The 24,580-nt window shown below is 64.6% G+C and carries 23 protein-coding genes and 1 pseudogene; 11 read left to right on the top strand and 13 right to left on the bottom strand.

Annotation, left to right across the window (positions count from 1 at the left end; all coding sequences use genetic code 11):
- The first annotated feature begins 154 nt into the window (after nucleotides 1-154).
- Both ACM42_RS11015 and murA read left to right on the top strand, forming a co-directional pair.
- Entirely contained in the window at nucleotides 155-622 is a 468-nt protein-coding gene (locus ACM42_RS11015; protein ID WP_271527948.1) for a hypothetical protein, read from the top strand.
- 138 nt (nucleotides 623-760) lie between these two features.
- On the top strand, nucleotides 761-2,053 hold the full coding sequence (murA, locus tag ACM42_RS11010) for a UDP-N-acetylglucosamine 1-carboxyvinyltransferase (protein ID WP_271527946.1): 1,293 nt from the start codon (nucleotides 761-763) through the stop codon (nucleotides 2,051-2,053).
- A 131-nt stretch (nucleotides 2,054-2,184) separates the two neighbouring features.
- Here the strand turns inward: murA and ACM42_RS11005 are convergent, their stop codons facing one another.
- The 5 genes from ACM42_RS11005 to ACM42_RS10985 form a co-directional block, all read right to left on the bottom strand.
- Entirely contained in the window at nucleotides 2,185-2,487 is a 303-nt protein-coding gene (locus ACM42_RS11005) for a hypothetical protein (protein ID WP_271527945.1), read from the bottom strand.
- Between the two features lie 78 nt (nucleotides 2,488-2,565).
- Nucleotides 2,566-3,009: a periplasmic heavy metal sensor gene (locus ACM42_RS11000; RefSeq protein ID WP_271527944.1), complete on the bottom strand. Its 444-nt coding sequence runs from the start codon at nucleotides 3,007-3,009 to the stop codon at nucleotides 2,566-2,568.
- The gene (locus ACM42_RS10995) at nucleotides 3,006-3,434 is read right to left on the bottom strand and encodes a hypothetical protein (RefSeq protein ID WP_271527943.1); all 429 of its coding nucleotides are present in this window, start codon (nucleotides 3,432-3,434) and stop codon (nucleotides 3,006-3,008) included. Before ACM42_RS10995 ends, ACM42_RS11000 begins: the two co-directional genes overlap by 4 nt.
- Nucleotides 3,431-4,249 (bottom strand): RNA polymerase sigma factor, encoded by an 819-nt coding sequence (locus ACM42_RS10990; protein WP_271527942.1) that lies wholly within the window; start codon nucleotides 4,247-4,249, stop codon nucleotides 3,431-3,433. Before ACM42_RS10990 ends, ACM42_RS10995 begins: the two co-directional genes overlap by 4 nt.
- Entirely contained in the window at nucleotides 4,131-4,862 is a 732-nt protein-coding gene (locus tag ACM42_RS10985; RefSeq protein WP_271527940.1) for an outer membrane protein, read from the bottom strand. The genes ACM42_RS10990 and ACM42_RS10985 overlap by 119 nt, the downstream gene beginning before the upstream one ends.
- Before the next feature lie 160 nt (nucleotides 4,863-5,022).
- On the opposite strand from ACM42_RS10985, the gene ACM42_RS10980 reads away from it, so the two are divergent.
- From ACM42_RS10980 to ACM42_RS10970, 3 genes are read left to right on the top strand one after another with little or no spacing between them, the layout of a single operon-like run.
- Nucleotides 5,023-6,423 (top strand): MATE family efflux transporter, encoded by a 1,401-nt coding sequence (locus ACM42_RS10980; RefSeq protein WP_271527939.1) that lies wholly within the window; start codon nucleotides 5,023-5,025, stop codon nucleotides 6,421-6,423.
- Nucleotides 6,420-6,908: a DUF2867 domain-containing protein gene (locus ACM42_RS10975; RefSeq protein WP_271527938.1), complete on the top strand. Its 489-nt coding sequence runs from the start codon at nucleotides 6,420-6,422 to the stop codon at nucleotides 6,906-6,908. Before ACM42_RS10980 ends, ACM42_RS10975 begins: the two co-directional genes overlap by 4 nt.
- Nucleotides 6,905-7,555: a 2-hydroxychromene-2-carboxylate isomerase gene (locus tag ACM42_RS10970; protein WP_271527937.1), complete on the top strand. Its 651-nt coding sequence runs from the start codon at nucleotides 6,905-6,907 to the stop codon at nucleotides 7,553-7,555. Before ACM42_RS10975 ends, ACM42_RS10970 begins: the two co-directional genes overlap by 4 nt.
- A 215-nt stretch (nucleotides 7,556-7,770) precedes the next feature.
- On the opposite strand, the gene ACM42_RS10965 is transcribed toward ACM42_RS10970, so the two are convergent.
- Nucleotides 7,771-8,886 (bottom strand): FUSC family protein, encoded by a 1,116-nt coding sequence (locus ACM42_RS10965; protein ID WP_271527936.1) that lies wholly within the window; start codon nucleotides 8,884-8,886, stop codon nucleotides 7,771-7,773.
- Between the two features lie 118 nt (nucleotides 8,887-9,004).
- Here ACM42_RS10965 and ACM42_RS10960 point away from each other — a divergent pair, with 118 nt between their 5' ends.
- Entirely contained in the window at nucleotides 9,005-10,372 is a 1,368-nt protein-coding gene (locus tag ACM42_RS10960) for an MmgE/PrpD family protein (protein ID WP_271527935.1), read from the top strand.
- Between the two features lie 51 nt (nucleotides 10,373-10,423).
- On the opposite strand, the gene ACM42_RS10955 is transcribed toward ACM42_RS10960, so the two are convergent.
- The 3 genes from ACM42_RS10955 to ACM42_RS10945 all read right to left on the bottom strand — a co-directional run bounded on the left by ACM42_RS10955 (nucleotide 10,424) and on the right by ACM42_RS10945 (nucleotide 13,680).
- Nucleotides 10,424-11,851 (bottom strand): serine hydrolase domain-containing protein, encoded by a 1,428-nt coding sequence (locus ACM42_RS10955; RefSeq protein WP_271527934.1) that lies wholly within the window; start codon nucleotides 11,849-11,851, stop codon nucleotides 10,424-10,426.
- 146 nt (nucleotides 11,852-11,997) lie between these two features.
- On the bottom strand, nucleotides 11,998-13,047 hold the full coding sequence (locus ACM42_RS10950) for a helix-turn-helix domain-containing protein (protein ID WP_271527933.1): 1,050 nt from the start codon (nucleotides 13,045-13,047) through the stop codon (nucleotides 11,998-12,000).
- A gap of 66 nt (nucleotides 13,048-13,113) precedes the next feature.
- Nucleotides 13,114-13,680 carry a GNAT family N-acetyltransferase gene (locus tag ACM42_RS10945; RefSeq protein WP_271527932.1) on the bottom strand — a complete coding sequence of 189 codons (567 nt, stop codon included), beginning with the start codon at nucleotides 13,678-13,680 and terminating at the stop codon, nucleotides 13,114-13,116.
- A 66-nt stretch (nucleotides 13,681-13,746) separates the two neighbouring features.
- Here ACM42_RS10945 and ACM42_RS10940 point away from each other — a divergent pair, with 66 nt between their 5' ends.
- Nucleotides 13,747-14,664, top strand: a complete 918-nt coding sequence (locus ACM42_RS10940; RefSeq protein ID WP_271527931.1) for a pirin family protein — start codon at nucleotides 13,747-13,749, stop codon at nucleotides 14,662-14,664.
- 77 nt (nucleotides 14,665-14,741) lie between these two features.
- On the top strand, nucleotides 14,742-15,656 hold the full coding sequence (locus ACM42_RS10935) for a phosphoribosylaminoimidazolesuccinocarboxamide synthase (RefSeq protein WP_271528030.1): 915 nt from the start codon (nucleotides 14,742-14,744) through the stop codon (nucleotides 15,654-15,656).
- A 35-nt stretch (nucleotides 15,657-15,691) separates the two neighbouring features.
- Here the strand turns inward: ACM42_RS10935 and ACM42_RS10930 are convergent, their stop codons facing one another.
- Both ACM42_RS10930 and ACM42_RS38690 read right to left on the bottom strand, forming a co-directional pair.
- A complete protein-coding gene (locus tag ACM42_RS10930) occupies nucleotides 15,692-16,828 on the bottom strand; it encodes an SbmA/BacA-like family transporter (protein ID WP_271527930.1) in 1,137 nt (378 codons plus the stop codon).
- A gap of 212 nt (nucleotides 16,829-17,040) precedes the next feature.
- Nucleotides 17,041-17,201, bottom strand: a pseudogene (locus ACM42_RS38690) (IS5/IS1182 family transposase); the annotation flags it as partial.
- 266 nt (nucleotides 17,202-17,467) lie between these two features.
- Here ACM42_RS38690 and ACM42_RS10920 point away from each other — a divergent pair.
- Nucleotides 17,468-18,850 carry a hypothetical protein gene (locus ACM42_RS10920; protein ID WP_271527927.1) on the top strand — a complete coding sequence of 461 codons (1,383 nt, stop codon included), beginning with the start codon at nucleotides 17,468-17,470 and terminating at the stop codon, nucleotides 18,848-18,850.
- A 270-nt stretch (nucleotides 18,851-19,120) separates the two neighbouring features.
- Here the strand turns inward: ACM42_RS10920 and ACM42_RS10915 are convergent, their stop codons facing one another.
- Both ACM42_RS10915 and ACM42_RS10910 read right to left on the bottom strand, forming a co-directional pair.
- Complete coding sequence (locus ACM42_RS10915; protein WP_271527926.1) at nucleotides 19,121-20,614, bottom strand: NAD-dependent succinate-semialdehyde dehydrogenase; 1,494 nt, start codon at nucleotides 20,612-20,614, stop codon at nucleotides 19,121-19,123.
- A gap of 105 nt (nucleotides 20,615-20,719) precedes the next feature.
- Nucleotides 20,720-21,040, bottom strand: a complete 321-nt coding sequence (locus tag ACM42_RS10910; RefSeq protein ID WP_271527925.1) for a hypothetical protein — start codon at nucleotides 21,038-21,040, stop codon at nucleotides 20,720-20,722.
- Between the two features lie 351 nt (nucleotides 21,041-21,391).
- Between ACM42_RS10910 and ACM42_RS10905 the strand changes: the two genes are divergently transcribed.
- Both ACM42_RS10905 and ACM42_RS10900 read left to right on the top strand, forming a co-directional pair.
- Nucleotides 21,392-22,588 (top strand): serine hydrolase domain-containing protein, encoded by a 1,197-nt coding sequence (locus ACM42_RS10905; RefSeq protein ID WP_271527924.1) that lies wholly within the window; start codon nucleotides 21,392-21,394, stop codon nucleotides 22,586-22,588.
- Between the two features lie 160 nt (nucleotides 22,589-22,748).
- Nucleotides 22,749-24,443 carry an AMP-binding protein gene (locus ACM42_RS10900; RefSeq protein WP_271528029.1) on the top strand — a complete coding sequence of 565 codons (1,695 nt, stop codon included), beginning with the start codon at nucleotides 22,749-22,751 and terminating at the stop codon, nucleotides 24,441-24,443.
- Nucleotides 24,444-24,580: the final 137 nt, after the last annotated feature.

Genomic DNA, 24,580 nt, shown 5'->3' with positions numbered 1-24,580 from the left:
ACCCCAACCCTCCCCCGCAAGCGGGAGAGGGGGCGCACCACCTTCGTGGCAACACCGAACGTACAGCGCAGCCGTCTCCTGAACCTCACCACCCGCTGTCGCGACGAAGTGGCATGAACCCGCGGGCCCGTTGCGGGCCGGGAAGTGTCGCGCCATGTCCGCCTCTGCAACGACCATTTCCACCGTGCCCTCCCGCCGTCTCGGCATCGTCGGCAGCATCGTCGGGGTGCTGGCACTGATCGCCGCCGTGCTGCCGCACTGGGTCGTGCCGGTGCTCTATCCGCCGCCGCCGGCTGACAAGGTGATTGTCGATACCGGTCACCGCCTGAAGGACCGTCTGATCGCGCGTGTCAAAGGCGTCGAATATCAAGCGCCGCCGCGCGAGAAATCGACGGGAAGCCAGTTGAGGGAGGCATCCTCCATCGGCGCGATCTCGCTCGGCCTGCTCGCCATCCTGTTATCGGTTCTCGCCCTGGTGTTTCGCGAAGAGAGGCTGCTGGCCGGCGTGGCAGCCGCACTGGGGGCCGGCGCCATCGCCGTCGAGATCTCCTTCCTGGCGATGGGCGTCTTGATGCTGATCGTGATCCTTTATGTGGTGGCGAATATCATCGGCTTGTTCTAAACGCCGGTGCAGCGGGCCTCTTCGGGGCCGGCAGCGGCCCACGGCCACGACAAGTGCAGAATTGCTACCCTGCTCAATTCTCGGTAGTTTCCGCCTCCGAAGCAGCCCACCCACCACAACAGGACAGCGAGAGACCAAGTGGCGCCCATCCAATACATCGTCGAGGGCGGTCACCGGCTCTCGGGCTCGATCGAGCCGTCCGGCAACAAGAACTCGGCGCTGCCCATCATCGCCGCCGCGCTGCTCACCGAGCATCCGGTGACGCTTCACAACGTGCCACGGATTCGCGACACCGAGACGCTGGTCGAGCTGATCCGCTCGGTCGGCGCATCGGCGGAATGGACCGACCGCAACACGCTGGTGATTCACGCCAAGAGCATCCGCGCCGCCGATCTCGACCCCGAGCTCTGCGTGCGCATTCGCGCCTCGATCCTGCTCGCGGGGCCCCTGCTCGCCCGCTGCGGCGAAGTGATGCTGCCGCCGCCCGGCGGCGACGTCATCGGCCGGCGCCGGCTCGACACCCATGTGCTGGCGCTGGAGCAGCTGGGGGCAAAAGTCACCGCGACCGACCGGCTCGAATTCCGCGGGCCCAGGCTCGCCGGCGCGGACGTGTTCCTTGACGAGCCCAGCGTCACCGCGACCGAGAATGCGCTGGTCGCGGCGGTCGCCGCCGACGGCGTCACCCATTTGCGCAACGCGGCCTCCGAGCCGCATGTGCAGGACCTCGCCAATTTCCTCGTCGCGCTCGGCGCCAGGATCGAAGGCATCGGCACCAACACCATGATCGTGCACGGGCCGGCAACGCTGGGGGAAACGACTTACCGGATCCAGCCCGACCACATCGAGGTCGGCTCGCTGATCGGCCTTGCCGCGGTGACGCGCTCGCCGCTACGCATCACGCGCGCCGGCATCGAGCATCTGCGCTCGATCCGCATGGGTTTCGAGCGGCTCGGCATCGTCTGCCGCGTCGAGGGCGACGATCTCATCGTGCCCTCGAACCAGACGCTGAAGATCCAGGACGATTTCGGCGGCCATGTGCCCAAGCTGGAGGACCAGCCCTGGCCGGCGTTCCCGGCCGACCTGATGTCGATCGCGATCGTCACCGCCACGCAATGCGAGGGCGTGATCCTGATGTTCGAGAAGATGTTCGAATCGCGGATGTTCTTCGTCGACAAGCTGATCGCGATGGGCGCCCGCATCGTATTGTGCGACCCGCACCGCGCCATCATCGCCGGCCCCAGCCGCCTGCACGGCGCGACGATGACATCGCCGGACATTCGCGCCGGCATGGCGATGCTGCTCGCCGCGGTGTGCGCCGAGGGCACATCGACCATCAACAACGCCGACCAGATCGAGCGCGGCTATGAGCGCATCGAGGAACGGCTGAATGCGCTTGGGGCGAAGATCAAGCGCGTGCCGGCGCGTACCTGAAGCGCGATGCGACTGGGACGGACCGTCATCGCGCCTTGGGTGGTCGTTCGAGCAGCCTTGGGTGGTCGTTCGAGCATGATCCTTTCGGACGACCGCTGCGCACTCTTCCGGATCATGCTCGGCCCACCATCCTATTTTGGCGGGTTCGCGTCGAACGCCTGTTTGCAGGCCGCGGACAAGCTCGCGTAATTGTCCCCGAGGCATTTGCGAATGCGGCCGCCGCCTGGCATCGTTCCCGCGCAGAGGCGCGAATAGTCCGCCTTGCAGGCCTGCTTTGCCTCGTTCCGCGCGTTCTGCGCGGAAGCTTGCGAAAGAAACAGCACCAGCAGTGCGATCAAGCTCGCGGCCGCAAGAGCCGCACGCACATAGACGGGAGCCCGGCGCGAGAAACTCACCGCCGGTCCGCTTGCCGCCCTGCCAAATCGTTGCACCATATCATCTCCACCAATTCGCAGACATCGATGTAGGTGATACGTCTGGACGGACCGAATCCCTCGTTCACCCTGCCAGATTCAGCGAAAATAGCCGCCGACGAGTTGGCGGCGTCCTTTCGGTGAAATTCGCTCCAGCATCTCGACGAAGGTTGCGACGACGAGGTCACCTATCTTCAGCCGCTTGTCGCGGGCATCCTTCACGGCCGCTTCCAGCTCGGCCCTGTCCAGATTCGTCTGTGCCGCGGTCTTCATGGCCTTCATCAGCGCATGCCGGTACTCGGTCTGGAGAGGCAGCAGCTCGGCCTCCTTGCCCTGATAGATGCTCCACAGGATCTCTGCGTCTTCCTTCGGCAATCTCTCCGCCACACGCTCGATCATCCGGAGCGGCGCTCCGGCGCCCGGCAGGAAGCCGCCGGGCTGCAGCCATTGCACCGAGACATAGGTGAACAGGATGACGTTGAGGCAGAGCGACAGCAGCACGAGCGCTCGCAAAGGAGTGGACGATTCTCGCCAGAACTTCATTGCACCGATCCAAAACCGATTGCGTAGACGTCGAAGACGCCGCTCATGACGGACAAGGGGTCCGACGGCGGATGAACATAGGGAATCGCCCCCGCCAGCCACACGCCTACCATCACGGAGCAGGCGAGGCTTGCGGCGGGAACGAGAGCCGGCCAACGCAGCAGGCGGCGATGCCACGGCGGCCGATGCTGCTGCGGCATCGCGGCCAGTCTTTGCAGGACAAGCAAGCTTGAACGATCCGCCCTTTCCGTCTCGATCTCCGGGGCGACCGCAAGGAGGCGGTCGAGGCGCGCCTGCTGATCCAGGACGGCAGCCCCTTCCGCACTCGCCGCAAATCGCCGCGCGGCCTCACGCGTCGCCGCGGGCCAGCGCTCGACATCGCCTCCCCACGTCTCGGCCAATCGTCTGAACTGATCGGGCGTCATGCGTAGCTCCCCGTGTCTTGTATTTTCTGAACATTTGCCTTGAGCGCCGTGCGGGCGCGGCCCAGCAGCGATTCGAACGCCTTGGCGCTGAGGTTCATCGCCTTCGCTGCCTCCTCGCCGCTCAATCCCTCCATGTGGAAGAGCGCGATCGCGCCGCGTTGGCGGTCCGACAGTGCGAGCATTGCGCGGTTGAGAAGGCGGAATTCCTCATCGGCGATCAGCCGCTCGACCGCGTGCGGCCCCGTATCGGGCACATCACCTGCCGCATCGAGCGGCTGGAACGTCCGGCGCCTCGTGCGGTCGAACGTCAGATTAAGGACGATGCGATAGAGCCAGGTCGTGAACTTCGCAACCTGCGGATCGAACGATGCCGCGTGAGTCCAGACGCGCATGAACGCCTCCTGACCGATGTCGTCGGCCTCGACCGGATCGCGGACGATCCGCTCCGCGACCCGCAGCGCCCGCGGCATGTGACGCCGCATGAGGATACGAAACGCCTGCTGCCGCCGCGCCGAAACCTCCACCATCAAGGCCTCGTCCGATGGCTCTTCCATCATCTCGATCTGTTGCCCTGGCCTGCGGCCATCGTTGCTGCGGAGTGCGAGCCGGTCCCGACCAGGAGAGATATGCCGCATTGCCGGAACGCACCGCCGCTTCAATTGAGGCACCTGCGGCAACAAGCCGCGACCGTCCCGGTCAAAAGCGCCAATACACGCCGGCTCGAACGGTATGCGTATCGAGCCTGGATTCGCGCTCACCGAAAGCGGTCGCCCCGACCGTCTGCGCTCCGAGCGTCTTTGATCCGTAATTGTCATAGAGATATTCGAGCCGGAGCGACGCCGGCCGGGCGAAGCGGAATTCCGCGCCCGCTCCGATCGACCAGCCGATCCGGGTGTCGCTCCAGTTCGCAACAGTGCCGCTCGCATTGTCGAACGCCTTGCTCTCCACGCCTGCGATCGCAAGGCCGCCGCTGGCGAACAGCAGCGTCCGGTCGAAAGCGTAGCCGATGCGCCCACGCAGATGGCTATTCCAATTGACGGCGGATTGAAGTTGCGTGACGGCGGGGGTCGGCGCAAAGCCGGTATCGATCGTCGCGCGCGCATCGACGAAGTTCACATCGCCCTCGATGCCGGCGACGATCCGGCCCCATTGCGCCGCGAAGCCGGCCGTGGCGCCTACCGTGGCTCCCTTGGGATCGACGAAGTGAAATTCACCGGTGGTGGGAAACGAGACCTCGGAGCGGCCCGACAGATAGCCGGCCTGGACGCCGAAATAGGGCCCGGCCCAGCTCAAGAGAGCCGCTGACGCGGCCTGGGCTTGCGGCGGGGGTGAGACAGGCAGCCTCAGATCGGCCGCCGCGACGTGGCCAGCCCCCATGGCAGAACCGATGACCACCGCGGCGAGCATCAGTCCAAATCGCGCTATCATGCTCAAATTCCCAATCTGAGACCGGCGGAAGTTCGCCGCACATGACGAATACGGCGCAAGCCACACTTTCCTTCGCTCAGCGCGCGCTTTTTTCCGGCGGGACCCACCCACCTCGTTTCTTTGCCGTTACTTCGCCAATCGGGGCTGCTATGCCCCTGCCATGACCGATCTTGTGGATACCAAACAGCCGTACCGAGCACGCTCGGATGCGCCGCCAAACCATCTCGCGCAAGAATTCGTCGAGACGCTGCGCCTCGCCGTGCCGTTGATGCTGACGCAGCTCGGGCAGATCGCGATGATCACCACCGATCTCGCGATGATCGGGCGGCTCGGCGAGGATGCGGTGGCCGCGGCGGCGCTGGCCCATACGGTCTATTTCGTCAGCTTCACCTTCGGGCTCGGGTTGACGTCCGCCGTGTCGCCGCTGGTGGCGCAGGCGTTCGGCGCCGGCGATGTCAGGCTGATCCGCCGCTCCCTGCGCGTCGGGCTTTGGGTCGCGCTGCTGATCTCGCTGCCGATGATGGCCTCGCCGCTCTATGGCGAGCAGATCCTGCTCGCGCTCGGACAGGCGCCGCATTCGGCCAGCCTCGCCCAGCACTACCTGAATGGGCTTGCCTGGGGCATTGCACCGGCGCTCGGCTTCATCGCCCTGCGTGGCATGATGAGCGCTGTGAACCGGCCGCAGGCGCCATTGTGGATCACGGTCGCGGCGATCCCCGTCAATGCCGCGCTGGTCTATGCCCTGATCCACGGCCTGTTCGGCCTGCCGGAGCTCGGCCTGTTCGGCGCGGGGCTCGCGACCTCGCTGGTCAATCTCGGCACCTTCGTCGCGGCACTCGCCATCGCAGGGCTGCGCAAGCCGTTTGCGGACCATCGTCCGCTCGCCCGTCTGTGGCGGATCGACTGGCCCTTGATGCGCCAGCTGATTGCGATCGGCGCGCCGATCTCGTTTTCGCTGCTGCTGGAATATGGCCTGTTCTCCTCGGCGGCACTGCTGATGGGACTGATCTCGACCGCCGCGCTTGCCGCGCACCAGATCGCGCTGCAGGTGACGGCCGTGCTGTTCATGGTGCCGCTCGGCATCGGTATGGCGGCGACGGTGCGGGTCGGCCACGCCTTCGGCCGCGGTGATGCCGCGGCGGTGAAGCGCGCAGGGCTCGCCGCAGCCGTGCTCGGCGTCGCGCTGGTGTCCGCGCTGACGATCGCCATCATCATCGGGCGCTACCAGCTCGGCCGGCTGTTCTTCGGCGGCGGCAGCGAAAGCTCCGCCACCGTCGAACTGACCGCGACACTCCTGGTGGTCGGCGCCACCTTCTTCATCGCCGACGGCCTCCAGACCATCATGGGCGGCGCGCTGCGCGGCATCAACGACACCAGAATGACGCTGCTGTTCGCGGCGATCGGCTATTGGGGCGTCGCCTTTCCCATCGCCTGGGTGCTGGCGTTCAATGCCGGGCTCGGCGCGGTCGGAGTCTGGATCGGATTCTCGATCGGCACGTTCGTCTATGCCGGCCTTCTGATCTTGCGCTTCCGGATGCTCGCGCGCAAACTGGCGGGATGATCGGGACAGTCCGCGAAGTCACCCCCAATGTCGACGCCGGCACGGTGCTGACAGGCGCGCAGTTCATCGACGCGTTTCGCGTGGAGGTCGGCGCGGCCGGCGTCAACGCCCGCGAGGCCTGCACGAGGATGGTGCTGCATGGGCCGCGCTGGATCGACGTGCTGCTGCGCCTGCGCAACACCCTGGTGAAGCCGTTCGGGCTGAAAACATCAGGCGAAGGCGCGTACGCGCCGGGTGGCCTGATCGGCCTGTTTCCTGTGCTGAGCGAAACGTCGGAGCGGCTGATCGCGGGTTTTGACGATTCCCACCTCGATTTCCGCATCGTGGTCGACGTGGGCGGCGATGCGGGAAGCCGGCAGGTCACGTCGACCACGCTGGTGCGGACGAACAATCTACTCGGCCGCACCTACCTCACCCTCATCATGCCTTTCCACAAGCTCGTGGTCCGCAGCATGATGGGCCGCATCGTGGAGCCGATGCGATGACTCTCTCCGTCGATCTCTTCTATTCCTTCCGCAGCCCGTTCAGCTATCTGGCGCTGCCGAAGACGCTGAAGCTCGTCGCGGAGTACGACCTCGCGGTGAATTTGCGCCCGGTCTATCCGCTCGCGGTCCGCGTGCCCGGATTTTTCAAGAAAGCCAGCCCGAACTTCATTCGCTATGTGGTGCTCGACAGCACGCGCGTTGCGCAGCACGAGGGCATTCCATTCCGCTTTCCGAGGCCGGATCCGATCGTGCAGGACAAGACGACGTTCGATGTCGCGGCCGAGCAGCCCTACATCCACCGCCTGACCCGTTTGGGCGCCATGGCTCAGCTCGAAGGCCGCTCGCTCGCATTCACCTCCGCGATCGCGCGCGTGCTGTGGGACGGCTCGGTGGCGGGATGGAACGAAGGCGACCACCTCGCACGCGCGGCCGAGAAAGCCGGCTTCGATCTTGCCGCCATGGATACGGCCATCACAGCAGATCCGGACCGTTACGAGCAGGTGATCGCGGAGAACGAGAAGGACCACGCGGCATCAGGCCATTGGGGCGTGCCAACCTTCGTGTTCGAGAACGAGCCGTTCTTCGGCCAGGACCGCATCGATCTCCTCATCTGGCGCATGCAGGGCAAGGGTCTGACGAAGCGCTAGATAGAGCGTGATGAGGCTTGATCGCTGCACGACGGAGGTGCACTCCCTCTCCCGCTCGCGGGAGAGGGTCGGGGAGAGGGTATTTCCGCAATGGGACAATCCCCAAGAGGAGAAAGCCCTCACCCGGCGCTTCGCGCCGACCTCTCCCGCAAGCGGGAGAGGTGAAGGAGCCGCGGCAATCGATTCAACCTAAAGCCATTCCGCTTTGGTCTGGCTTACTCCGCCACTCGCGCGGACTTGCCGGCCGCCACCTCCGACCATTCGCCGACGACGCGGTCGAGGTCGCACAGATTCTGGTGCATCTGCTCCAGCGAGAAACCGAGCGCGAAGAAGCGCTCGGCGGTGTCGCCGGGCTGGCCGCGAATCAGGCCGTCGTGACGGACGGACGCGACCGCCTCGGCATAGTGCTGGAGCGCGACGTGGACGGGATGGATCGGCGGCGCGCCGGCGCCTTCGCGCAAGGCGCTAGCGGCCGAACGCAGGAAACGCGCGATCACGGTCGAGACTTCCGCCAGCGGGCCTGCGAGCCGCGTCTGCACGTCAGCCGGCAGCGGCACCACGGTGGCCCGGCCGATCATCACGACGTCGTGGCGCAGCCGCAGGATGGTTCGCAGCAAGGGACCCGTGTCCGGGCCGCTCGACAGCCGCGCGGCGCGCTCGCGCTCGGCCTCGGCGCCAATCGCGTTGAGGCTGACCATGGCGGTGCCGATGCCGTCCTGGATCCGGTGCAGCGCGTCGTTGTCGCGGCCGCGCGTGAGGCCGGCGAGCAGCTCGGTGAAGGCATCGGCGATCAATTCGAGCAGCGTCGCGGCGCTGGCGCGGATCTGCCGCACCGCGCGCGAGGGCAGCACCAGGAACGAGACCAGCAACCCCGTGACGGCGCCGACCGCGACCTCGCTGACCCGGTCGATCGCCGAAGCCATGGGATCGGAGTGGTGCATGGTCGGCACCAGGAGCACGATCACCGCGGTGACCGTGGCCGCGCTGAGGCTCGGATTGATCGCGGCGATGAAGGCGAGCGGGGCGACGGAGAGGACCAGAAGCCCCAGCAGACCGGCTTCGCTGGAATAAGGGATCAGGATCGCGATGGCGCCGCCATAGACGGCGCCGCCGATGGTGCCGAGCAGGTAGTCGCGCGTCGCCTTGAGCGAGCGGCCGACACTCATCTGGGTCACGATCAAGGAGGTCAGCACCGCCCAAAGCGGCAGCAACAGATGTAGCGCGGTCGCGATCGCATAGGCCGCAGCCGCGGCCACCGTGACCCGGATCGCCAGCCCCAATTGCGTCCGCCGCGACCTGATGTGGTCGAACAGCTCTTTTCTGAGTGCCATCGAAGTCCCGGTCCGATCCTGGAAGCCAAGCAAAAGCATGGCTGATGCCCGCAGCCCCAAGGCCGCTTGAAAGGCCAAATCAGCCCGCCTAACTTGCGCGCCAAAACGAGGAAACACGATGGCCCACGAAACCGCAACGCTCGCCGCCTATGTCTTCAATCTGAAATACCAGGATATTCCTGCGGAGGTGCTGGATCGCGCAAAAGTGCTGACGCTGGATTTCCTCGGCAGCGCGATCCGGGCGAGACGCGAGGCCGAATCGACCCCGTCGATGCTGAAAATGCTGGAGGCGCTGGCGCTCGACACCAAGGGCGAATCGACCGTGTTCGGCGACAGCAAGACCTGGACGCCGGCTGTCGCGGCGCTGCTCAACGGCGCGCTCGGCCATTCCCTCGACTTCGACGACACCCACGCCGATTCCTCGCTGCATCCGAGCGCACCGGTGGTTCCTGCCGCCTTCGCCGTCGGCGAGATGGTCGGCGCGTCCGGCCGTGACGTGCTGACCGCGATCGTCGCGGGCTATGAGGTCTGCTGCCGCCTCGGCAACGCGCTCGACCCGACCTCGCATTATGCGCGCGGCTTCCACCCGACCGCGACGGCCGGCACCTATGGCGCGGCGGCGGCGGCCGGCAAGCTGTTCGGCCTCAGCGAGAAGCAGCTCATCGCCGCGTTCGGCGTCTCCGGCAGCCAGGCCGCGGGCTCGCTGCAATTCCTGGTCAACGGCGCCTGGAACAAGCGCTACCAGGTCGGCGCCGCCGCGATGAACGGCGTGATCGCCGCGACGCTCGCCCGCAACGATTTCGTCGGCGCGACGGAATCGGTCGAGGGCAAGCATGGCCTGCTCGCCGGCTATACCGACGACGCACATCCGGACAAGGCGGTCGCCGAGCTCGGCAAGACCTACGAGACCATGAAGATCGGCGTGAAGCCCTATCCGAGCTGCCGCTACACGCATGCCGCGATCGACGCGCTGATCGCGATGCGGCGCGAGCACAATCTGACGCCGAACCAGGTCAAGCGCGTCGAGATCGGCCTGCACCGCAACGGCATCACGCTGACCGGCGATGCCGCGACCAAGCGCCACCCGCGCTCGATCGTCGGCGGCCAGTTCTCGATGTTCTTCACCGGCGCGCTCGCGCTCGACCAGGGCTCGTTCGGCTGGGACGATTACAACCGGCTTGGCGATGCCGCGATCGACGCGCTGGCCGACAAGTTCGACGTGGTGCAGGACGACCGCCTCGAGATCGGCCGCACCCATCCGTTCGGCGCCCGCGTCAGCATCACCACCGACGATGGCGTGCACGAGCGGCTCTATGCCGATCCGTCCGGGGAGCCGAATTCGTTTCCCGACACGCAGGCGATGCAGCAGAAATTCCTGACGCTGGCCCGCCCGGTGCTGAACGCACGCGCGGAGAAGTTTGCGGACGCGATCATGACGCTGGAGCGGTTCGATCGCGTCGCCAAGGCGACGGAGCTGGGGAGATAGGAGCTAGAGCCGCGGCCGCTTCTTACCCTCCCCTGGATGGTAAGAAAGACCTCAATCCACTCCCGCCAGCTTCCCCTTCTCGCGCGTTGCGGCAATCACATCGCGCACCAGATCGAACACGCCATCGGCTTGCGGCGGGGCGTTCGGCGAGCGTCCCATGCGCACGATCACCAGCTTCTCCGACGGGATCACGATGGTGTATTGCCCGATCGTGCCCTTGGCGAAGAAGGCATCGCGCGGCCAGCCGTGCTCCACGCGAATCTTCGCGCCAAAACTGTCGCCCTGGTTGGTCCAGAAGCCGGCGCCGATGCCGACCCACGCGTTCGGTGTGGGCGTGGCCGTGTAGCTCACCCAGCCCTCAGGGAGGATGCGCTTGCCGCCGGCGACGCCGTCATTGAGATAGAGCTGGCCGAAGCGCGCCCAGTCGCGCGCTGACGCCAGCATCTCGGTCGACCCTTCGATCGTGCCCGAGCCGTCGAGCTGGAGCACGACATGGCGCATGCCGAGCGGGCTAAACAATTCGCGGCGCGCGAAGCGGAGCGCGTCAGCAGGCTTGCCGCCGGCTGCGTTGCGGATCAGCTGAGAGAGAACCATGAAGTTGCCATCGTGATAGTTCCACGCCGTGCCGGGCGCCGTCTCGAGCCGGATGCTCGCTGCATAGGCGGCCATGTCGGTCTCCACGAACTTCATCCTGTTGACCGGCTCGAACGCCGAGCCGAGCGAGGCTTGCAGCGAGCTGCCGAGCGCAAGGCCCGCGGTGTGACGCAGCAGCTGATCGACGGTGATGGCATGGCGCGGATCATCAGGATCTTTCCAGGCGACGACCGGCGCGGGCCCATCGAGCCTGAGCTTGCCTTGGCGCACCAGCACGCCGATCAAGGCCGAGATCACCGACTTCGTCATGGAGAAGCCGAGCAGCGGCGTCTCAGGTCCAATGCCGTCGACATAGCGCTCGGCGATGATGCGACCGGCCTTCATCACGACGATGGCGCGGGTGCGGCGGTAGGGCGGCTGCGCGGGCTCGGTGAAGGCACGGTCGAGCGCGGCGGCAAGCTCGGGCCTTTGCGGCGGCACGATCGCGGGGCCGGCGATCTCGGGCAACAATGCCGGCTGCCCGCCGTCTGCAGGCGGCTCGACGACAGTAACGCCTGCGCCCTGCTCGAGCGTGCAGCCCAGCCCCTCGCGATAGACGGCATGGCTGCGGCCGATGCCGAACAATGTCACCGTGACGTCCTTGCGCACGCGATCGACCTGGTAGTCCATCGCCCAGGTGATCAGGCTGGTGCCAGGCATCGCATCGTTGGTCTCGCTGAAATTGCGCCTGGTATCGAGGCCCGAGACGAACGTCTCGGCGCAGAGGATGTCGGCGACGAAGCCGGTGGCGACCTTGGGCATGTCCTGGGCGCGAACCGCGCCGAGCGCGAGGCCGGCACAGGCGATAAAGGCGGCGAGCAAGAGGATCTTGCGGCGGCGGGTCACGGGCTTTCTCCGGTTTCGAGAGGTGTGCCGGGGGAGGAAGCCGGAGCTCGCCGATGGCGGCTCGCCGAATTTTGAAATCGGCTTGGTCGAAGCCGGGCGAGGCTCGCCGATTCTGAAATTTCACAGTGATTAGAAAGGTTTAGAAATCAGACCGCATTTACCTTCAGCCGCCGATATTCCGTCGGTGTCACGCCGGTCACTGCCTTGAAGGCGCGGTTGAACGGTCCGAGCGACTGGAAGCCGGCATCCATCGCGATGGTGATGACGGGGACCTCGGCCTGCGTGGGGTCGGCGAGCGCGGCCTTGGCCTCCTCGATCCGGTGATTGTTCAGGAACACATTGAAGTTGCGATAGCCAAGCCGCTGGTTGATCAGCCGGCGCAGCCTGTATTCGGGAATCTTGAGCCGGCCCGCCAAGGCGCCGATGGTGATGTTCTCTTGGCGATAGACCCGCTCGTCCGCCATCAGCCGCATCAGGGCGTCGATGAGCTTCTGGTCGGCGGATTCATCGACCGTCGCGGGCTGCGCCAGAATCGCCGGCGCGGACGTTGACACCAGATCGGCGCCGTCGACGCGCATCATTGCACAGGCGATGGCCGCAACGATGCAGGCGAGCACACCGGCATTGATCGTGTTGGCTACATCGCCTGCGCTGCCGGCAACGAGGATCTGAAGCAGCGCATTCAACCCGCCATAGAGCGCGGCGGCACAGACGATGAAGACGCGAACATTGCGGCGGCGCTCGACCAGATCGGCCGACCACGAATTGATCGTTTGTGCCACCGCTAGCGCGATGAATCCGAGCACGATCAGGTTCACCACAGTCACGGAGATCCGCACGTTTCCGCCCGGCGCAATCCACAGACATCCGACAAGGCTGAACGCAGTCACCGCCAGCCAAATCAATCCGTGCCACCAGCACAGGCGAAACTCGTCGTCGAACAGCGCGCGCGTGAACAGCCAGAACACCACGATGTTGCCGGTCGACAACGCAATCAGCGGCGCGTGCCAGCCAGCAACCAGCGACGACACGCCGACGGAATAGCTCGCCGCATGCGCGGCCGAGCCGAGCGCGAAGGCCGCGCCGAGGCGGGCGGCCAGCACGTTGCGGAAATCGGAGAGCAATGACACAGCCAGCACCAGCAGCAGTGCGACGCTGGCGGCGCGAAAGGCAAGTTCGAGATTGGTCAACAGCATCCCGCCGTTCCGATTGCGCAGATTGTCTTTGCCGCGAACTTAGGTCAGATCGGACCTCGGTTCAATTTATCGCCTCCACGAAGCCCGCGAGGTGATCCAGGCGTCGGCTGGCTTACCGAACAAATCAATCTCGCGATCCTTTCGGGCCCCGAGGCTGCGTGCCACCCCCTGCGACGACGCATTCGCGCTTTCGATACAGTGCATAATCTCGTCAACCTCAAAACTGTCAAACACCCAATCGATTGATGCGCGCGCTGCTTCCGTAGCGTAGCCTTGGCCGCGGAATTCCCTGGCAATGCCCCAGCCGACTTCGAAGCCGGGCCAGCCTGGAGGGCACCACGGACCAACCCGCCCGATGTAGCTGCCGCTTGATTTCTCTTCGACCGCAAACATGCCAAAGCCGTGGAGCGCCCAATGCCCGGAGATCACGGCCGCGTTGCGCCAACCAGCGATCTCGGTCGTGACCGGCTTGCCGTCGGCGGCGATGTAGCGAGCTGTGCCGGGATCGGCGAGCATCACGGAATTCGGAGCGATGTCGCTCGCGCGCCACGGGCGCAGAATCAGACGTTCTGTCTCAATGCTGGGGCCCGTGACGCGGAGCAGTTCGGCTCCAGGCTTGAGCGACGGAATCATCAGTTTTCTCCCTTTCCCTCGATCATTCTGCTACGATCATACCAGCAAGAAACAGGAGTCCCACCCATGAGCTGGCAACCCTCGAACGATCCCGTGCTCGGCGATCCCATGTCCTGCGATGCGCTCGATCTCGTCATCGTGCCGCGGACGCGCGATCTCGGCGATGGCTTCGCGGTGCGCCGCGCGCTGCCGCATGGCAAGCGGCAGATGGTGGGGCCCTTCATCTTCTTCGATCATTTCGGCCCGGTGCAGTTCGTCTCGGGCAAGGGCATGGACGTGCGGCCGCATCCGCATATCGGGCTTGCCACCGTCACCTATCTGTTCGACGGCGCGATCATGCATCGCGACAGCGAGGGCAACGTCCAGGAGATCGCGCCCGGGGCGATGAACCTGATGACGGCCGGCCGCGGCATCGCCCATTCCGAGCGCACGCCGGATGCGCAGCGCGCCTCGGGCCAGAAGATGCTGGGATTGCAGAGCTGGATCGCGCTGCCGGCCGGATCGGAAGAGATCGCGCCGTCGTTCCAGCACTACGCCGCGGGCGAACTGCCGATGATCTCCGAGCGCGATTTTACCGCACGCGTGATCGCGGGCTCGTCCTTCGGCATCGCCTCGCCCGTCACGATGGTGTCGCCCTGGTTCTACACCGAGGTCACGGCAGGCGCGGGCGCGACGGTGCCGCTCGATCCTGATCATGAGGAGCGCGCGATCTACGTGGTGGACGGCGAGGTCGAGATCGCGAACGAACGTTACGAGGGGCCGCGGCTCCTGATCTTCCGGCCGGGCGACCACATCACCGTGAAGGCCCTCAAGCCGACGCGGATGATGTTTCTCGGCGGCGATGCGCTCGAAGGCCCGCGCCACATCTGGTGGAATTTCGTCTCCTCCAGCAAGGAGCGGATCGAGCAGGCCAAGCAGGACTGGAAAACCGGCCGCTTCGCCGCAGTTCCGCAGGAACACGAGTTCATTCCGCTGCCGGAATAGGCTAATCCGGTTTCCGGCTGCGCCATCCGGCGCGGCCGGATTTTTGCCTGAAGGCCCTGTCTGCGAAAGCCATGCCGATGACCACCATGCTCTCCAGCGACCTGCCGCTGCCCAAGATCGGACGCGGCAAGGTGCGCGACATCTACGCCGTCGACGACGACCGCCTGCTGCTCGTCACCACCGACCGCATCAGCGCCTTCGACGTGGTGATGGGCGAGACCATTCCGATGAAGGGCGCCGTGCTGACGCAGATCAGCGCGTTCTGGTTCAATGAGCTCGAAGGCGTGGTGCCGCATCACATGATCAGCGCGGACACCGACGAGATCGTTGCGACCGTGCCGGCGTTGAAGCCGCACCGCGCCGAGATTCTCGGCCGCGCCATGCTGTGCAAGCGGACCACCGTGTTCCCCATCGAATGCGTGATCCGCGGCTATCTCTCAGGCTCCGCCTGGAAGGAATATGCCGCGAGCGGCACGCTGGCCGGCGAGAAGCTGAAGGCAGGCCTCGTCGAAAGCGAGAAGCTGGAGCCCGCGATCTTCAGCCCGGCGACCAAGGCCGAGAGCGGCCATGACGAGAACATCACCATCGCCAGGATGCGCGAAGTGGTCGGCGACGAGGTCGCCTACACGCTGGAGAGCATGACGCGCGCGATCTACACGCTCGGCGAGGAGCTGGCGCGCGAGCAAGGCATCATCATCGCCGACACCAAGTTCGAGTTCGGCCGCGACAAGGACGGCCGCATCATCCTGATCGACGAAGTCATGACGCCGGATTCCTCGCGCTTCTGGGCGGTGGATGCCTACAAGCCCGGCCAGCCGCAGGCGAGCTTCGACAAGCAGCCGCTCCGCGATTATCTCGACGTCGAACGCCGCGCCGGCCGCTGGAACGGCGACGCCCCGCCGCCCCCGCTGCCGGCCAGCGTCGTCGATGCAACCAGCAAACGATATCTGGAAGCGTATCGACGCGTGACGGGGAAAGAGCTGAAAATCTAGCGAGTATTTTGTCGGTCCGGCGCGACGCGCTCGTCTCAAGCGTCCGACGGCGCGATGCGTTTGGCAGGGATGGATGGATGACCCGCTTCATCGCCGGGCGCGCCATCCGCATCCAGGGCCAGCAGGAGTTCGGCAACCCGGTTGGCGGAGGCAGTCCATTCCGCGAGCTTGGCATAATTGTCCGTGAACCAGTTGAACGCGGTCTGGACCACGACGAATGCCGCTGAAGCCTGAACCACCTCGCCCAGCGTCATCGTGTCGCCAAGATACTTGGGGAGGCAAAGCAAGAGGCCGACCACCGGCGTCACCAGAAGACCCGTATAAGTGACCAGCGTCATCCGCATCAATTGCCAGCAGTAGATTCGCCAGATCGCAATCACGGCTTTCAAGGCGGCGCCAACGGCGTGGCGGCCATTCATGCCGGCCTCCTGCACCACCTTGCCTTCGCGGGTCTCGCGCACATGTGTTCCAATCGCCCGCAGTTCGGCTTCCATGCGCTTGTTTTCCTCGATGACCCGCGTCAGACGGCCGGCCGTCAGCCAGATGCCGATCACCAGCAGCGCGGAATACGCAATCACGGCGAGGACGAGGTAACCGGGAATCGCAAAGGCGATACCGTCGAAGTTGATTTCCAGACTGCCGCCGACCGACCATAGCACCCCGACGAATGTTGCAATGGTGAGCACCGATTGAAGCAGACCGGTTGCCAGATCGATCGGGAGGTCCGTCGCGACCTTGGCATCCTCAGCGATGCGATACTCGGGTGCCTCGTGATGTCCCTGGATTGCGTTGCGCCTCGGAAGACGATCATCCGCCAGCCAGTCGCTATAGAGGCGGTTGCTCAACCACTCGCGCCAGGAACGCTGCAGGGTCATGCGTGCCCACACGGAAAACACGGTCAAGGCGATGCTCGCCGCCGCCAGCGGCAAAAACCGGAACGCCTGGGCCAGAAGTTCCGCCTGGTCCTTCCGACCAATGGCGTTGAAAAAGTCACGATTCCAGAAGTTGAGCCCGTACTGCGTCAGCAGCTGCAGGATGACGTTGACGATCAACGCGACCACCAGAAGCCACGCTGTCCACGCCGTTGGTCCGCGCCAGTATCCCGAGGCGCTCTGCCAGAAGCGGCCTAAAAGTTGCTTTTCACCCGGAGCGAAAGAAATCCTCGTCAGCATTCGCGAGCCGCAATCTTGCGCGCGCGCCACCATATGATGCCGCTGGCGCCAGACTATGCTGTCTCATCCGAGGGATCTTGATCTGCGTCAAGCGAGGTGCGACACACCATCGTGCTCCGCCGCGCTTCACGCCTGCAACATGGACTGGATCCGTTGTGCGGCGCTCAGCAGCCGGCGATTTCCGTTTTCGGCGCCCCGCCTGGCGTCGAGCCAGACACCAGCATCTCGACTTGTCGGATTGCGGTCGCCGCGTCGATGTCAACGACAATGCCGTTGTCGGCATCGACCATGCAGTTGGTGGAATAGGCGCAAGAACGCCTGCCCACCATGGGCTCCCGTTCAGCGCTGCCGGATCGGCCGGTGAGACGAACTTGGCTGGCGCGTGGCGCGATGCTCGTCTGGGCATTACCGACGCAGATGCCGGCGACATCAGTTCGGCTCGCTCGGCCAAGCAACAAGAATGGCAGCCATCACGCACTAGTGAAAGTTAACACAGGACAGCCCTGCCCTTGCGAGTGAACACAAGGGCCGGCAGGTGCGACCAACATCCTACAGCGGAAGAGTTGGCGCAGCGCCTGCCTCAGCCGGCCGCATGTCAGGAGGTTCGAGGCAGCATTTTGGTATCGAAGGAGACACCATATGCAGCTGAAAGATAAAGTAGGACGGTACGCGGCGACGGGTCGAAGCTGCCAGAACTGGAAGAAGGACCAGGAACTGGTCATTTCGCTGCTCAACAAGATCTCCATTTCCGACGGTGGTGCTGAGAACATGCTCAAACCGCAGCTGGTCGTGACCGGTCACGCCAGCGATAGCCTCTACACCTCGATTCTATATTTCCAAAAGAAGAACTTTCCCGGCACGCCCGACGGCTACATTCGGCCTGCGGGCCCGACATTCAAGCGGCTCGTTGAACTGTCGACAAAGGCGGCCGCCAAGCCCGCCCCGCAAAAGGGCCAGTGGGATGCCGTCGCTACTCCTTCCGTCAATGCTGCACTTGGCAAAGGCCTCGCCGACGATTCAAAGCTGGATTACGCGGAGGTGGTCGATATCATCCGGGCCACCGTCACGGACGGCATGGTCACCGCATTCGAGTTGGACGACCTGCTCACCATTGCGAATACCTCCAGAACGCTCTCCCCTACTTCGAAAAAGCTCATCACCCTTTTCGTCGGAGACGAACAGAAGAAGTGGCTTGGAATCGGACCGTACGACCTCAATTCGGATCACAGGAAACTCGCCGCAGAAATGGTCTGCGATTTCCTCAAGAACACGAGGACCACGTTCTTTCCGAAGCTCGACCCGCACCGCGTCGGCATAGGTATTCTCAGGCGCATTGCGAAGCCGAGCCTCATCGATCAGGATCAGGGAAGTCTGTGCGGGCCCTCCGCGCTGATGTTCAGCTACGCATCCGATAAGCCCGGGCACTACGCGCGGTTCGCGATCGACCTGTATCAGAAGGGACAGGCGACTCTTGGCCGCCTGCTGATAAAGCCGGGAAAGGATGTGAGGAACTACACGCCGCCCTGGTCGCTGGACCACGTCGATTGGCTGACGTGCGCCTCCATACGCGATTCAGAGAATTGGTTCCTCGATTTCGACGACACGGGCAAAATCAGCGATCTTGCCGGCGTCACCCTGCCGAGCGAGATGGAGCAATGGTTCCGCAAGGCCGGATACCGAGACGTGCGCGAGAATACCAACATTTCGCGATTCAACAAAGGCATCGACGATGTAAATGAAGCCAACACCCTGCTCGACCGGGGGTATCGCGTATGCCTCTTCATAAGCGCCAATATGACGGACTATGACGATCAGTCCGACAAAGGCTCCGCGTTCACGATGCACTGGGTCGTGCTGCGCGAGAAGATACAGGTCGTGAACGGGTACGTGAAGGCAAAGGTTTTCTCATGGGGCAATGGCGATTACGAGATCCCGCACGCGAATAAAGCCGGCGCCGTAAAACCCCTCGCCACTAAGGACTTTCTCATGAATTTTTACGGGTACGTTGCTGCCAAGGCGTGATTCTGCCTCCCCGCTGAGGCAGGGCTATCGCATGTGAGGAAACGCGGCGGGAAACTCGCCTGCGGCCATCTCGAAGGACGAGGCGCTTGCTCAGGCCCGTCCGAAAGTCATATGCGATTACCCTCCCCGCTGAGGGAGGTTTCTCCGCGACAGGTGACGGTGACCAATCCCTTGCGTTGAGGCGGGAACTCAAGCGTGATCGCACTATGAGGAGGCGGCCACCAGTCGGAATGGGCCTTCGTCCAGCGGGTCGTAAAACGAGGCCGGCGGCTACACCCCCGCCATCATCACGTATTTGATCTCGACATATTCTTCCATGCCGTGATGCGAGCCTTCGCGCCCGAGGCCGCTTTCCTTGACGCCGCCGAAGGGCGCGACCTCCGTGGTGATGAGGCCGGTGTTGACGCCGACCATGCCCGACTCCAGCGCCTCGGCAACGCGCCAGACGCGGCCGAGATCGCGGGAGTAGAAGTAGGAGGCCAGGCCGAACGGCGAGGCATTGCACATCGCAATCACATCGGCTTCGTCCTTGAAGCGGATGACGGGTGCGAGCGGGCCGAAGGTTTCCTCCTGCGACACCAGGGAGTCCGGCTTGACGTCGGCCAGCACGGTCGGCTCGAAGAACGAGCGTCCGAGCTCGCTGCGCTTGCCACCGGTAACAACCTTGGCGCCGCGCTTCACGGCATCGGCGATGTGGCGCTCGACCTTGTCGACGGCCTTCATGTTGATCAAAGGCCCTTGCGTGACGCCGCTCTCGGTGCCGTCGCCGATCTTCATCGCCGCGACCTTCTTCGACAGCTTTTGCACGAACTCGTCGTAGATCTTGTCCTGGGCGTAGAGGCGGTTGGCGCAGACGCAGGTCTGGCCCATGTTGCGGTATTTCGAGACGATCGCACCTTCGACCGCGGCATCGATGTCGGCGTCGTCGAACACCACGAACGGCGCATTGCCGCCGAGCTCGAGGCCGAGCCGCTTCACGCCGACCGAGGCCTGCTGATACAGGATCTTGCCGACCGCGGTCGAGCCGGTGAAGCCGACGAAGCGCACGGCCGGATGCTCGCACAACACCTTGCCGATCGGCGGGGCATCGCCGGTGACGATGTTGAAGACGCCCTTGGGCACGCCGGCCTTCTCCGCCAGCACGGCGAGCGCCAACGCCGACAGCGGCGTCTCGTTCGCGGGCTTGAGGACCACGGTGCAGCCGGCGGCGAGCGCCGGGGATACCTTGCGCGTGATCATCGAGTTCGGGAAATTCCACGGCGTGATCGCACCGCAGACGCCGATCGGCTGCTTGATCGCGAGCAGCCGCGCATCGGGACGTTGCGTCGGGATGGTCTCGCCATAGACGCGACGCGCCTCCTCGGCGAAGAACTCGACATAGGCGCCGCCGATATCGACCTCGCCGAGCGCCTCGGTGAGCGGCTTGCCCTGCTCGGAGGTGAGGATCAGCGCGAGGTCCTCGCGATTGGCGATGATCAGCTCGAACCATTTGCGCAGGATGTTGGAGCGCTGCTTGGCGGTGTGCTTGGCCCAGGCCGGAAAGGCGCGCTCGGCGGCTTCGACCGCCTTGGTCGTCTCCTCCGCACCAAGCTGCGGAACCTTGGCGAGCTCGACGCCGGTAGCGGGATTGTTGACCGCAAAGACCGGCGTGCCGACCCAGGCGCCGTCGATGTAACAGGCCTCCCTCAAGAGCGACGGATCCTTCAACCGGTCGCGCAAATTGGAGGTGGCTTGCGGGGCGCGTGCGGCGGCAGTCGGGGTCATGGCGTTTCTCCCTGGGCGATCGGATCGGCCGCAATATAGGGACGGACGATGCGCAATGCACCGCCCTGCAACGCACGTCAGATGGCAGTTAAACTGGCAGCGGCCTTAGGCCGCGCCGCTCATATAGGTCTCGCGCCGGCCGATCATGCGCTCGGCCGCCGCCTTGGCGTCGGCCTTCGTGGAGGTCGCGCACGTCCGATATTCGAGATCAGGGACATGAGAGGTGTCGCGACGGCCAAACCAGGATTTTGAGCCGACCGGCAGCAGCGCCAGCGCCTGCGCCAGATTATCGACGGCGCCGAAGGAATAGAGTGCGCCGGTGCCGGCGATGCGGACCTCGTATACGCCGGGCGAAATCGGCGCCTCCAGGTTCTCTCCGCGTCCCTGACGGGGATAGCGCTTCCATTCGCTCCAGGTCGAAATCATCTGAGGTCCCCCTCGCCACCCATCCTCGGACGGCAACATTTGCATCAAGTCTTAATCGGCCCATGGATCGGACCGGGTGCTGAACGCGGCAGCTCACGAAATGTTTCAGGCGTCCGAGAACGCGTGAAACCTATCGCCTGGAGCCCCCATCCAGGGTGAGGGCGACGTGTTGACATCCACCGCAGATTGCAAAGGAGCTTCGCCGTCCAGCCCCGTTGTCGTCCTGCGTGGGGCCAAGACCGTCAAGTCACGACATCGCGACCGGCGCATGCGCGTAGATGCGCTTGCCGCGCCGAGCATGTGGGACGACAATCGATCACTTCCAACAATAATCAAACCCGAGGAAACGTCATGCAAGGCAAAGCACAGATCGATGAGATTCTGCGTCAGAAGAGCGAGGCCAGGGAGATTCCGGGCGTCGTCGCGATCGCCGCGAGCGGTAACGACGTGCTGTATCAGGGCGCATTCGGCCAACGCGACCTGTCCAAGCCCGACGCGATGACCGATGACAGCGTGTTCTGGATCGCCTCGATGACGAAGGCGGTGACCACAGCGGGCGCGATGCAGCTGGTCGAGCAGGGCAAGCTGTCGCTGGATGCGCCGATCGGCGATGTCCTGCCCGATCTCGCCAATCCGCAGGTGCTCGAAGGCTTCGATGCCAACGGCGAGGCAAAGCTGCGCCCGGCGAAGGGACCGATCACGCTGCGCCAGCTCATGACCCACACCGCCGGCTTCTGCTACAATATGTGGAACGGCGATCTCGCGGTCTATCTGGACAAGAACGGCATTCCCGCCATCACCACCTGCCAGAATGCAGCACTGAAGACCCCGATCATGACCGACCCCGGCACGCGCTGGGAATACGGCACCAACATCGATTTCGTCGGCAAGGCCGTGGAGGCCGCCAGCGGCAAGCGGCTGGACGCCTACCTGCGCGACAATCTGTTCAACCCGCTCGGCATGAACGACACGGCCTTCAAGATCGCCGACGACATGCGCAAGCGCCTGGTCGGCATGCACGCGCGCGGTGAGGACGGCCAGCTGGCTGCCATCCCGTTCGAGCTCGAGCAGGAGCCGGAATTCCACATGGGTGGCGGCGGCCTCTACTCGACCGCGGCCGACTACATCAAGTTCACCCAGATGATCCTCAACAAGGGCCGCGGCAACGGCAACCAGGTGCTGAAGGCCGAGACCGTCGCGACGATGGGGCAGAACCACATCGGCGATCTCGCCATGGGCAAGATGACGACGGCGGCGCCGATGTACACCAACGACGTCGATCTCTACCCGGAGCAGGTGAAGAAGTGGGGCCTCAGCTTCATGATCAACACCGCCAAGACCGCCGAGGGACGCAGCGCAGGCAGCCTCGCCTGGGCAGGCCTCGCCAACACCTATTACTGGATCGACCCTGCCCGCGGCATCACCGGCGTGATCCTGATGCAGCTGTTGCCGTTCGCGGATGCGAAATGCCTGGAGGCATTCGCAGGTTTCGAGCGCGGGGTTTATGCCGGGCTCGACGCTGCTGGAAGCGGGCAGAAGGCGGCCTGAAGGGCGCGGCTCTCACCAACCCGTCATGGCCGGGCTCGTCCCGGCCATCCACGTGCAGCCGCAGGGCATAAAGACGTGGATGCCCAGGTCAAGCCCGGGCATGATGACTGAGAGACTATGCTGGGTATTTTGGCGAGAGGATTTCGACTTGGCTGACAATTTGGCCGATAAAGCGGACAGCTACGTTTGCGGCATCTCGGACACGCCGCTGCTCGGCGACACCATCGGTCGCAGCCTCGACCGCGCGGTGCGGCGCTGGGGCGATCGCGAGGCGCTGGTTTCACCCAACCACGGCGTCAGATGGACCTGGAGAGAGTTCGCCGAACGGGTCGATGCGCTCGCCGCGGGCTTTCTCGCGCTCGGGCTCGAACGCGGGGAGCGGATCGGCATCTGGTCTCTGAACCGGCCGGAATGGACACTGACCCAGTTCGCCGCCGCCAAAGCCGGCCTGATCCTGGTGACGATCAATCCGGCCTACCGGCTCAGTGAGCTGGAATTCGCGCTGAAGAAGGTCGGCTGCGCGGCGATCGTCACCGCAACGGCGTTCAAGACCAGCAATTACATGGAGATGCTCAACACGCTGCTGCCGGAGCTGGCGGACGCCAGGCCCGGACAGTTGCAGGCGGCGCGATTGCCGGCCTTGCGGATGGTGATCCAGATCGGCGGCCCGGCGGCCTCAGGCACTGTCGCGTTCGAGGAGGTCGCGCGCATGGGCCGGGCACAGCATCGCGAGCAGCTTGCCGCGCTCGGCGCCGCCCTGCAATTCGACGACCCCGTCAATATCCAGTTCACCAGCGGCACCACGGGATCGCCGAAAGGCGTGACGCTGACCCACCACAACATCCTCAACAACGGCTATTTCACCGGCCGTGCGATGCGCCTGACCGAACAGGATCGCATCTGCATTCCGGTACCCCTCTATCATTGCTTCGGCATGGTGATGGGCAACCTTGCCTCGGTCACGCTCGGCACCACCATGGTCTACCCGGGCGAGGGCTTTGATCCGCTCGCGACGCTGCGTGCGGTCGAGCAGGAGAAATGCACCGCCCTGTATGGCGTGCCGACCATGTTCATCGCCGAACTCGATCACCCCGAGTTCAAGACGTTCAATTTGAAATCACTGCGCACCGGCATCATGGCCGGCGCGCCCTGCCCGATCGAGGTGATGAAGCGCGTCAACACCGAGATGAACATGCGCGAAGTCACCATCGCCTATGGCATGACCGAGACCAGCCCAGTCAGTTTCCAGAGCGCAACCGACGATCCGCTCGAGCGGCGCGTCTCCACGGTCGGCCGCATTCATCCGCATGTCGAGGTGAAGGTCGTCGATCTCGAAGGCAAGATCGTCAAGCGCGGCGAACGCGGCGAGCTCTGCACCCGCGGCTACAGCGTCATGCTGGGCTATTGGGAGGAGAAGGAAAAGACAGCCGACGTGCTCGACGCCAATGGCTGGATGCACACCGGCGACCTCGCCACCATCGACGACGAGGGCTATTGCAACATCGTCGGCCGCATCAAGGATCTGGTGATCCGCGGCGGCGAGAATCTCTACCCGCGCGAGATCGAGGAGTTTCTGTATCGTCACCCCAAGATCCAGGACGTGCAGATTTTTGGCGTCGCCGACACCCGCTACGGCGAGGAGCTCTGCGCCTGGATTCGCATCAAGCCGGGCGAAACGCTGACGGCCGAGGAGGTCCGCGCCTTCTGCGACGGCCAGATCGCCCACAACAAGATCCCGCGCTATGTCGAGTTCGTCGATGAATTCCCGATGACGGTGACGGGAAAGATCCAGAAATTCGTGATGCGTGACGCGGTGGAGCAGCGGCTGGGATTGAAGGCGGCGAAGACGGCGTGAGGGCTGAGTGCCCTTGCCACACCAACACTGTCATTCCCCCGCGAAAGCGGGGAATCCAGTACGCAGCGGCTTCTCGATGGACAGCTGGTGTTTCGGACTACTGGATCGCCCGGTCAAGCCGGGCGGTCACAGCAGAG

This window comes from Bradyrhizobium sp. CCBAU 25338, assembly GCF_028128965.1.
GTDB lineage: Bacteria > Pseudomonadota > Alphaproteobacteria > Rhizobiales > Xanthobacteraceae > Bradyrhizobium > Bradyrhizobium liaoningense.
This window is presented reverse-complemented; position numbering and strand designations above follow the sequence as displayed.

Excerpts from the sequence above, each read along its gene's own strand:
- ACM42_RS10970 (WP_271527937.1), top strand. The coding sequence starts at position 6,905 with ATGACTCTCTCCGTCGATCTCTTCTATTCCTTCCGCAGCCCGTTCAGC.
- ACM42_RS10905 (WP_271527924.1), top strand. The coding sequence starts at position 21,392 with ATGCAAGGCAAAGCACAGATCGATGAGATTCTGCGTCAGAAGAGCGAG.
- ACM42_RS10915 (WP_271527926.1), bottom strand. The coding sequence starts at position 20,614 with ATGACCCCGACTGCCGCCGCACGCGCCCCGCAAGCCACCTCCAATTTG.
- ACM42_RS10960 (WP_271527935.1), top strand. The coding sequence starts at position 9,005 with ATGGCCCACGAAACCGCAACGCTCGCCGCCTATGTCTTCAATCTGAAA.
- ACM42_RS10945 (WP_271527932.1), bottom strand. The coding sequence starts at position 13,680 with ATGATTCCGTCGCTCAAGCCTGGAGCCGAACTGCTCCGCGTCACGGGC.
- ACM42_RS10910 (WP_271527925.1), bottom strand. The coding sequence starts at position 21,040 with ATGATTTCGACCTGGAGCGAATGGAAGCGCTATCCCCGTCAGGGACGC.
- ACM42_RS10935 (WP_271528030.1), top strand. The coding sequence starts at position 14,742 with ATGACCACCATGCTCTCCAGCGACCTGCCGCTGCCCAAGATCGGACGC.
- ACM42_RS10990 (WP_271527942.1), bottom strand. The coding sequence starts at position 4,249 with ATGACAATTACGGATCAAAGACGCTCGGAGCGCAGACGGTCGGGGCGA.
- ACM42_RS10940 (WP_271527931.1), top strand. The coding sequence starts at position 13,747 with ATGAGCTGGCAACCCTCGAACGATCCCGTGCTCGGCGATCCCATGTCC.
- ACM42_RS10980 (WP_271527939.1), top strand. The coding sequence starts at position 5,023 with ATGACCGATCTTGTGGATACCAAACAGCCGTACCGAGCACGCTCGGAT.
- ACM42_RS10965 (WP_271527936.1), bottom strand. The coding sequence starts at position 8,886 with ATGGCACTCAGAAAAGAGCTGTTCGACCACATCAGGTCGCGGCGGACG.
- ACM42_RS11015 (WP_271527948.1), top strand. The coding sequence starts at position 155 with ATGTCCGCCTCTGCAACGACCATTTCCACCGTGCCCTCCCGCCGTCTC.
- ACM42_RS10920 (WP_271527927.1), top strand. The coding sequence starts at position 17,468 with ATGCAGCTGAAAGATAAAGTAGGACGGTACGCGGCGACGGGTCGAAGC.
- ACM42_RS10930 (WP_271527930.1), bottom strand. The coding sequence starts at position 16,828 with ATGCTGACGAGGATTTCTTTCGCTCCGGGTGAAAAGCAACTTTTAGGC.
- ACM42_RS11000 (WP_271527944.1), bottom strand. The coding sequence starts at position 3,009 with ATGAAGTTCTGGCGAGAATCGTCCACTCCTTTGCGAGCGCTCGTGCTG.
- ACM42_RS10975 (WP_271527938.1), top strand. The coding sequence starts at position 6,420 with ATGATCGGGACAGTCCGCGAAGTCACCCCCAATGTCGACGCCGGCACG.
- ACM42_RS10995 (WP_271527943.1), bottom strand. The coding sequence starts at position 3,434 with ATGACGCCCGATCAGTTCAGACGATTGGCCGAGACGTGGGGAGGCGAT.
- ACM42_RS10985 (WP_271527940.1), bottom strand. The coding sequence starts at position 4,862 with ATGATAGCGCGATTTGGACTGATGCTCGCCGCGGTGGTCATCGGTTCT.
- ACM42_RS10950 (WP_271527933.1), bottom strand. The coding sequence starts at position 13,047 with ATGCTGTTGACCAATCTCGAACTTGCCTTTCGCGCCGCCAGCGTCGCA.
- ACM42_RS11005 (WP_271527945.1), bottom strand. The coding sequence starts at position 2,487 with ATGGTGCAACGATTTGGCAGGGCGGCAAGCGGACCGGCGGTGAGTTTC.